General features: G+C 71.7%; 5 protein-coding genes and 1 pseudogene. 3 read left to right on the top strand and 3 right to left on the bottom strand.

The window, feature by feature from the left end; genetic code table 11:
- A pseudogene (locus D8M29_RS06405) lies at window positions 1-571 on the bottom strand (lipase); the annotation flags it as partial.
- Window positions 572-767: 196 nt separating this feature from the next.
- On the opposite strand from D8M29_RS06405, the gene fbaA reads away from it, so the two are divergent.
- Entirely contained in the window at window positions 768-1,790 is a 1,023-nt protein-coding gene (gene fbaA / locus D8M29_RS06400) for a class II fructose-bisphosphate aldolase (RefSeq protein WP_036341084.1), read from the top strand.
- Between the two features lie 59 nt (window positions 1,791-1,849).
- Here the strand turns inward: fbaA and D8M29_RS06395 are convergent, their stop codons facing one another.
- Window positions 1,850-3,316: a helix-turn-helix domain-containing protein gene (locus tag D8M29_RS06395; protein ID WP_051995313.1), complete on the bottom strand. Its 1,467-nt coding sequence runs from the start codon at window positions 3,314-3,316 to the stop codon at window positions 1,850-1,852.
- A 268-nt stretch (window positions 3,317-3,584) separates the two neighbouring features.
- On the opposite strand from D8M29_RS06395, the gene aceA reads away from it, so the two are divergent.
- Complete coding sequence (aceA, locus tag D8M29_RS06390) at window positions 3,585-4,892, top strand: isocitrate lyase (RefSeq protein ID WP_012750705.1); 1,308 nt, start codon at window positions 3,585-3,587, stop codon at window positions 4,890-4,892.
- A 33-nt stretch (window positions 4,893-4,925) separates the two neighbouring features.
- Window positions 4,926-6,689 carry a malate synthase A gene (gene aceB / locus D8M29_RS06385; protein ID WP_127435250.1) on the top strand — a complete coding sequence of 588 codons (1,764 nt, stop codon included), beginning with the start codon at window positions 4,926-4,928 and terminating at the stop codon, window positions 6,687-6,689.
- A 65-nt stretch (window positions 6,690-6,754) separates the two neighbouring features.
- Here the strand turns inward: aceB and D8M29_RS13600 are convergent.
- Window positions 6,755-7,779: hypothetical protein (locus D8M29_RS13600; protein ID WP_127445852.1), on the bottom strand; the 1,025-nt coding region annotated here is incomplete at its 5' end.

Genomic DNA, 7,779 nt, shown 5'->3' with positions numbered 1-7,779 from the left:
CGGCGTGGCCGCGGCTCAGCAGGGACGTGATCCCGACGCCCTCGTACTGCACGCCGGTGGAGAGGGTGCGGGAGGGGGCGCAGCGGTCCGCCGCGCCCTGGGTGCCCACCGCGTAGCCGATCACGGGGCGCTCGCCGGCGCCCGTCCACGGGGCGGTGGGGGTCAGCACGGTGCCGGTCACGGCGATGGGTCGGCCCTGGGCGTCCTGCGAGGCGTACATGATGCGCGTGGCGTGCGCCGGCACCTGCACCAGTCGCACCGGGTCCAGGTAGAAGGCGGTGGGCTCGGTGCGGATCAGGGCGCCGGGGGTCGAGGGCAGGGTGGTGGGCGGCAGGTAGAAGGGGTCGTCGGCCGAGGCGGCCGCCAGGGCGTCCCGGGCCGCGTTCCAGCGGGCGTCCTCGGCCGTCGTGGCCGGCTGCGAGAGGTCCTCGACGGCGGAGCTCACCTCCGGCGCGTCGGGGGCCGGGGCGGACTCCTGGGCCAGGGCCGCGTGCGGCGCGCCGAACCCGGCGACGACGGCCACGGCGGCGGCCAGGGCGAGGGGGCGGGAGGGGCGGCGTACGGGGGCCATGGTGGTCTCCGGTCTCTGGGATGCAGATGTGACGCATCTCACCCTAGGCCAGCGACGGGGCCGTGCCCAGGTTGGCGTCGCCGTCGGGCCCGGGGCCCTGGGGCGGGTCCGGCCGCGCGGATAGGATGAGCCCGAGGGTGTCGCGCCCGCCGCGCTCCCCCGCCTGCCTGAGTCGACGACGCCTAGGAGCTGCAGCATGCCCATCGCATCCCCGGAGAAGTACGCCGAGATGATCGACGCCGCCAAGAACGGCGCCTTCGCCTACCCGGCGATCAACGTCACCAGCTCCCAGACCCTGAACGCCGCCATCCGCGGCTTCGCCGAGGCCGGCTCGGACGGCATCATCCAGGTCTCCACCGGCGGTGCCGCCTACTTCTCCGGCTCCTCCGTGAAGGACATGGTCGCCGGCTCGCTGGCGTTCGCCGCGTTCGCGCGCGAGGTCGCCAAGAAGCACTCCGTGAACATCGCCCTGCACACGGACCACTGCCCCCAGGACAAGCTCGAGGACTTCGTCCTGCCCCTGCTGGACGCCTCCGAGGCCGAGGTGAAGGCCGGGCGCGACCCGATCTTCAACTCCCACATGTGGGACGGCTCCGCCGAGACCCTCGAGGAGAACCTGCGGATCGGCCGCGAGCTGCTCGCCCGCACCCACGCCAACAAGCAGATCCTTGAGGTGGAGATCGGCGTCGTGGGCGGCGAGGAGGACGGCGTGGCCCACGAGATCAACGAGAAGCTCTACACCACCGTGGCGGACGGCATCGCCACGGTGGAGGCACTCGGCCTCGGCGAGAACGGTCGCTACCTCACCGCGCTGACCTTCGGCAACGTGCACGGTGTCTACAAGCCGGGCAACGTGAAGCTGCGCCCGGAGATCCTGCAGGAGATCCAGCAGGCCGTGGGTGAGAAGTTCGGCAGGGAGCGCCCGTTCGACCTCGTGTTCCACGGCGGCTCCGGCTCCGCCGCCCAGGAGATCGCCGACTCGGTGGAGTACGGCGTCGTGAAGATGAACGTGGACACGGACACCCAGTACGCGTTCACCCGACCCGTGGCCGGGCACATGTTCGAGAACTACGACGGCGTCCTGAAGGTCGACGGCGAGGTCGGCGACAAGAAGCAGTACGACCCCCGCGTGTGGGGCGCCAAGGCCGAGGAGGCCATGGCCGCCCGCGTGGTCCAGGCCTGCACCGAGCTGAACTCGGCCGGCAAGAGCATCGGCTGACCCCGCCGTCCGCCGCGCCGGCCCGCACCCTCGCGTGAGGGTGCGGGCCGGCGTCGTCCTCAGCCCTCCCGCTCCTCCTGGGCCTGGAGGAACTCGAAGACCTCACGCTCGTCCACACCGGGGAAGGTCTGCGTGGGCATGGCCGCCAGCAGATGCGCGTGCATGCGGGCCGCGGGCCACACGTGCCCGCCCCACGCGGCCTCGAGCTCGGGGTCGGGGCGGCGGCAGCAGCGCGGATCGGGGCACGTGGAGGTGACCCGGTGGCGGGTGTCCGCGCCGCGGAAGTGCCGGGCATGCTCGAACGGGGTGCCCACGGAGAGGGCGAACAGCCCGTCGGGGCCGTTCTCGATCATCGAGGTGCACCAGAACGTCCCGTTGGGCGAGTCCGTGTACTGCGTGTGGGCGCGGAACCGGTCGTTGCGGGAGAAGGCCTGCCGTGCGCCCCACTTCCGGCACGCCTGCTGGCCCTCGATCGCACCGGTGTGGTCGGCGGGGAACACGATCCCGTCGTTCTCGTAGGCCTTGTGGATCACCCCGGTCTCGTGGACCTTCTGGAAGTGGCAGCGGATGCCCAGGTCCACGGTGGCCAGGTTGGTGAACCGGTGCGCGGCGGCCTCGTAGGAGACGCCGAACGCGTCCTTCAGGTCGTCCACGGACAGGTCCCGGCGCTTCTGGGCGGCCCGCAGCAGCGACGACGCCGCCCGCTGCGGCATGAGCAGCGCGCCCGCCAGGTAGTTCACCGCCACACGCTGGGCGAGGAAGTCCTCGTAGTCCCGCGGCTCGCCGTGGCCCAGGACGGCGGCGGCGAGGGCCTGGAGCACCACGGTGCGGCGGTCATGGTCTGAGGAGCGGGAGCCGCTGATGTGGATGCGCCCGTGCTTGAGGTCCGTGACGGAGCGCGTGGAGTGCGGCAGGTCCGGGACGAAGCGCAGGGTGAAGCCGAGGTGCTCGGCCAGCTCCGAGACCGCGTGCAGGCCCAGCGGCCCGCCCGTGTGGCCGATCGCGTCGAGCAGCCGATGCGCCTCGGCCTCGAGGTCGGGGTAGTGGTTGTCCACCGCGCGCATCCGGGCGCGCAGCTGGGCGTTGGCGCGGCGCGCCTCCTCGGGGGTGGCGGCCTGCTCCTCCAGGCGACGGCGCAGCTCGGCCTCCAGCCCCGCGATCACCTCGAGGACCTCGGTGGGGGTGCGGGGCCCGATGCGCAGCGGGGGCAGGCCGAGGGAGGCGTAGTGCTCCGAGCGCGCGAACCGTTCGACCTCGATCTCCAGTTCGGCCCGCCGGGTGGGGGCCCGGCCGGTGAGCAGGTCCTCGACCGGCACGCCCAGGACCTCGGCGATCCGCTGGACCAGCGAGAGCCGCGGCTCGCGGCGGGCGTTCTCCACGAGGGACAGGTGCGAGCCGCTCACTCCCGTGTGCTCCGCGAGCTGGTCCAGGGTGAGGCCGGCCTGCTTGCGCAGGTGCCGGACGCGGCGGCCCAGCGCGACGGCGTCCACGGTCGCGCTGTCCTCGGGAAGCGGGCGGGTCATCATGCGCGGAACTGTAGACGGAACCGGGGAGGAGATCACGTGTTTCGGAAAGAAAGTCACATTCTTGACAAGCGGGGGGCCGTTGCCGTGATCCAGACCACACCGGGGCGCAAGGACTGTCACGTTCTGACCCAGTGGCAGGAACGGCCGGAGTTTCCACCGATTTTGTGCTCCAGAGGGCCTTGCCCGGGGCCAAGGTGGATGTCAACGGCAGCGACGGACACGTCGCACCGAACCCTTCACGAACCGGACCGATCCTCAGGAGGACGTCATGACCACCCAGCCCCACCACTCCACTCCCGCCTCCGCCGAACAGCTCCAGCACGACTGGGACAACAACCCCCGCTGGGCCGGCGTCGAGCGCAGCTTCACCGCCGAGGACGTCGTCCGTCTCCGCGGCCGCATCCAGGAGGAGCACACGCTGGCCCGCCGCGGCGCCGAGAAGCTGTGGACCCAGCTGAAGGACGAGAACGCCCGCGGTGAGTTCACCAACGCCCTCGGCGCCCTCACCGGCAACCAGGCCGTCCAGCAGGTCAAGGCCGGGCTGCGCGCCATCTACCTCTCCGGCTGGCAGGTCGCCGCGGATGCCAACCTCTCCGGCCACACGTACCCGGACCAGTCCCTGTACCCGGCCAACTCCGTGCCGCAGGTGGTGCGCCGCATCAACAACGCCCTGCTGCGCGCGGACCAGATCGAGCACGCCGAGGGCGTCAGCAGCGTCGAGGACTGGCTCGTGCCGATCGTGGCCGACGCCGAGGCCGGCTTCGGCGGCCCGCTCAACGCCTACGAGCTCATGAAGTCGATGATCACCGCCGGCGCCTCCGGCGTGCACTGGGAGGACCAGCTGGCCTCCGAGAAGAAGTGCGGGCACCTCGGCGGCAAGGTGCTCATCCCCACCGGCCAGCACATCCGCACGCTCAACGCCGCCCGCCTGGCCGCCGACGTCGCCGACGTGCCCAGCGTGATCATCGCCCGCACCGACGCCGAGGCGGCCACCCTGATCACCTCGGACGTGGACGAGCGCGACGCCGAGTTCATCACCGGTGAGCGCACCGCGGAGGGCTTCTACAAGGTCCGCAACGGCGTCGAGCCCTGCATCGCCCGCGCCAAGGCCTACGCCCCGCACGCGGACCTGATCTGGATGGAGACCGGCACGCCGGACCTCGAGCTGGCCCGGAAGTTCGCCGAGGCCGTCAAGGCCGAGTTCCCGGACCAGATGCTGGCCTACAACTGCTCGCCGTCCTTCAACTGGAAGAAGAACCTCGACGACGACACCATCGCCAAGTTCCAGCGCGAGCTGGGCGCCATGGGCTACACCTTCCAGTTCATCACGCTGGCCGGCTTCCACGCCCTGAACCACTCGATGTTCGACCTGGCCAAGGGATACAACGAGCGCCAGATGTCCGCGTACGTCGAGCTGCAGGAGCGCGAGTTCGCCGACGAGGCCCGCGGCTACACCGCGACCAAGCACCAGCGCGAGGTCGGCACCGGCTACTTCGACGCCGTGTCCACCGCCATCAACCCGGACAGCTCCACGGTGGCCCTGGCGGGCTCCACGGAGTCCGGCCAGTTCCACTGATCCGCTCAGCCGAGACCGCGAGGAGGCAGTCCCATGAGCCCGCAGACCACGACCCCCACCCTGCACGAGATCCATGCCGACGACGCTCGGGAGCACACGCCCCTGCCGCATGACGTGAGCACCCAGGCCATCCCCGTCGTCATCCCCGAGGGCGCCGCCCCCGTGGTGACCGTCCACGGGCCGGTCGACGGGCGGCAGGCCGAGATCCTCACGGACGAGGCGCTGGCGTTCCTCGGCCGCCTGCACCGGCTGGCCGAGGACCGCCGCCGGCGGCTGCTCGAGGAGCGGGAGTACACCCAGCGCCGCATCACCGACGGATGGAACCCGCACTACCTGCGGTCCACCCGCCGGGTCCGCGAGGACGACTCCTGGCGTGTGGCGCCGCTGGCCCCCGGCCTGCAGGACCGCCGCGTGGAGATCACCGGCCCCGTGGATCGGAAGATGACGATCAACGCCCTCAACTCGGGCGCCTCGGGCTGGCTCGCCGACTTCGAGGACTCCTCGACGCCGTCCTGGGACCGGATGCTGGACGGGCAGGTCAACCTGTTCGACGCGATCCGCGACCAGATCGACTTCACCTCCCCCGAGGGCAAGGAGTACCGGCTGCGCGAGCGCGAGCTCACGGACCGGCCGACCATCATCGTCCGCCCGCGCGGCTGGCACCTCATCGAGGACCACATCCGTGTGGACGGCGAGCCGATGGCCGGCGCCCTCGTGGACTTCGGCCTGTACTTCTTCCACAACGCCGACGAGCTGATCCGCCGCGGCCACGGCCCGTACTTCTACCTGCCCAAGCTCGAGTCCCATCTCGAGGCGCGGCTGTGGAACTGCGTGTTCGTGGCGGCGCAGGACGAGCTGGGCATCCCCCAGGGCACCATCCGGGCCACCGTGCTGATCGAGACGATCACCGCGGCGTTCCAGATGGAGGAGATCCTGTACCAGCTGCGCAACCACGCCGCGGGCCTCAACGCCGGCCGCTGGGACTACATCTTCTCCATCATCAAGAACTTCCGGGACCGCGGGGCCGAGTTCGTCCTCCCGGACCGCTCGGAGGTGACCATGACCCAGCCGATGATGCGGGCCTACACGGAGCAGCTGGTCCGGGCCTGCCACCGGCGCGGCGCCTCGGCGATCGGCGGCATGTCCGCCGTGATCCCGGACCGCCGGAACGAGGAGGCCAACGCCGCCGCGCTGGAGAAGGTGCGCGCGGACAAGGCCCGCGAGGCCGGCGACGGCTTCGACGGCTCGTGGGTGGCGCACCCGGACCTCGTGCCGGTCGCCCGGGAGGAGTTCGACGCCGTGCTCGGCGAGGCCCCGAACCAGATCCGCACCCGCCGCCGCGAGGACGTGGTGCAGGACGAGGCCGCCCTGCTCGACATCGCTGCGACCACGGGCTCGGTGACCGAGGCCGGCGTGCGGATGAACATCGAGGTCGGGATCCGCTACATCGAGTCCTGGCTGCGGGGGAACGGCGCCGCCGCGATCCACGGACTCATGGAGGACGCCGCCACGGCGGAGATCTCCCGGTCCCAGATCTGGCAGTGGGCACACAACGGCACCGGTGTGCAGCTGACCGAGGGCGGCGTGCGGACCGCCAACCGCGGCTGGATGGAGCAGCTGATCCGCGAGGAGCACGCTCGGATCCTCGCCGGCCCGCTGCCCGAGGGCCACCGGTTCGAGGACGCGGTGCGCGTGTTCTGCGAGTCGGCCCTGCCGCCGGAGTACCCGGCGTTCCTCACCCTGGGCGCGTACCGCCGGCACTTCGCCAGTCAGGACGACGCCGCGGCGAAGGCCTGATCCGCCGGGCCTCACGACGACGGCCGGTCACCTCACGAGGTGACCGGCCGTCGTCGTGCCGGGTGTCAGTCCCCGGACGTGGAGGGGGACGGCGAGGCCGAGGCCGACTTCGTCGGTGACGGGCTGGCCGACGCCGAGGCGGACGCCTCCGCGGCCCGCTGGGATTCGGCGGCCTCCCGCGCGGCACCCTGGAACGGCCGCGGCGGCTGGCCCGGGGCCACGGGGCCGGGGGCGCCCTCGGGGCGGTCGATCGTGGACTGGTTGTTCAGCAGCTCGTCGGGCACGCGGCCGGTGGGGATCTCCCGGGCCTTGGCCAGGGTCTCCTCGTCCATCTGCGCGTTCAGGAAGAACGGCGAGCTGAGCTTGATGACCTCCTGGAACTCACCGGCGTCCTTCAGCACGGTGTCCGCGAGGTGGTCGCGGGTCTCGGTGACGAGGGTGGTGCTCTGTGCGACCGGCGAGTTCTTCACCTGGGTGAGGCCGCCGTTGGCGTCCCCGAAGCCCTCCATGGAGCCCATGGTCACGGAGACCATCTCGCTGCCGTCCTCGGAGCAGGCCCACGCGGTGCGCTGGGGCAGCAGGGGGGCGCCGTCCTGGCCGCCGACCATGCCGGGGCGCAGCAGGGCGAGCAGCCCCTTGCCGGTCTTCGGGTCGAACGTGTACTCGTCCGCCACGGCGGCGGGCTCCTCCTGGCACCACTCCAGGCGGGAGCCGTCGAGGTTGTGCTGGTAGTGGACCTGCGCCAGGGGCATGCCGGGGCTGTACTCGAAGTAGCCGTTGTAGACGCAGGTGAGGAACTCGTGGGTCTCGTCCTGCGAGGCGAACAGCTGCACGATCTCGATGTTCGAGCTGTCCGGGATGTGCGTGGCGACGGCGTCCAGGGTGCGCTGGTCCAGGACGTCGCGCGTGCAGTCCATCACGGAGACGGTGTCGTTGCGGACCGCCGCCGTGTTCTTCCAGGCCTCGGTGGCGGCGCCGTCCTTGATGCCCGGGCCGACGGTCTCGAACGCCTGACGCGGCTCGGCGCGCGGGGTGCCCTCGGCGGACTCCGACGCGAGGGCCTCACGGACGCGGGACGCCGCGGCGGACG

The organism is Micrococcus sp. HSID17227, assembly GCF_003989405.1.
Lineage (GTDB): Bacteria > Actinomycetota > Actinomycetes > Actinomycetales > Micrococcaceae > Micrococcus > Micrococcus luteus.
The sequence above is the reverse complement of the archived record's forward strand: the minus strand, read 5'-3'. Positions and strand labels throughout refer to the sequence as shown.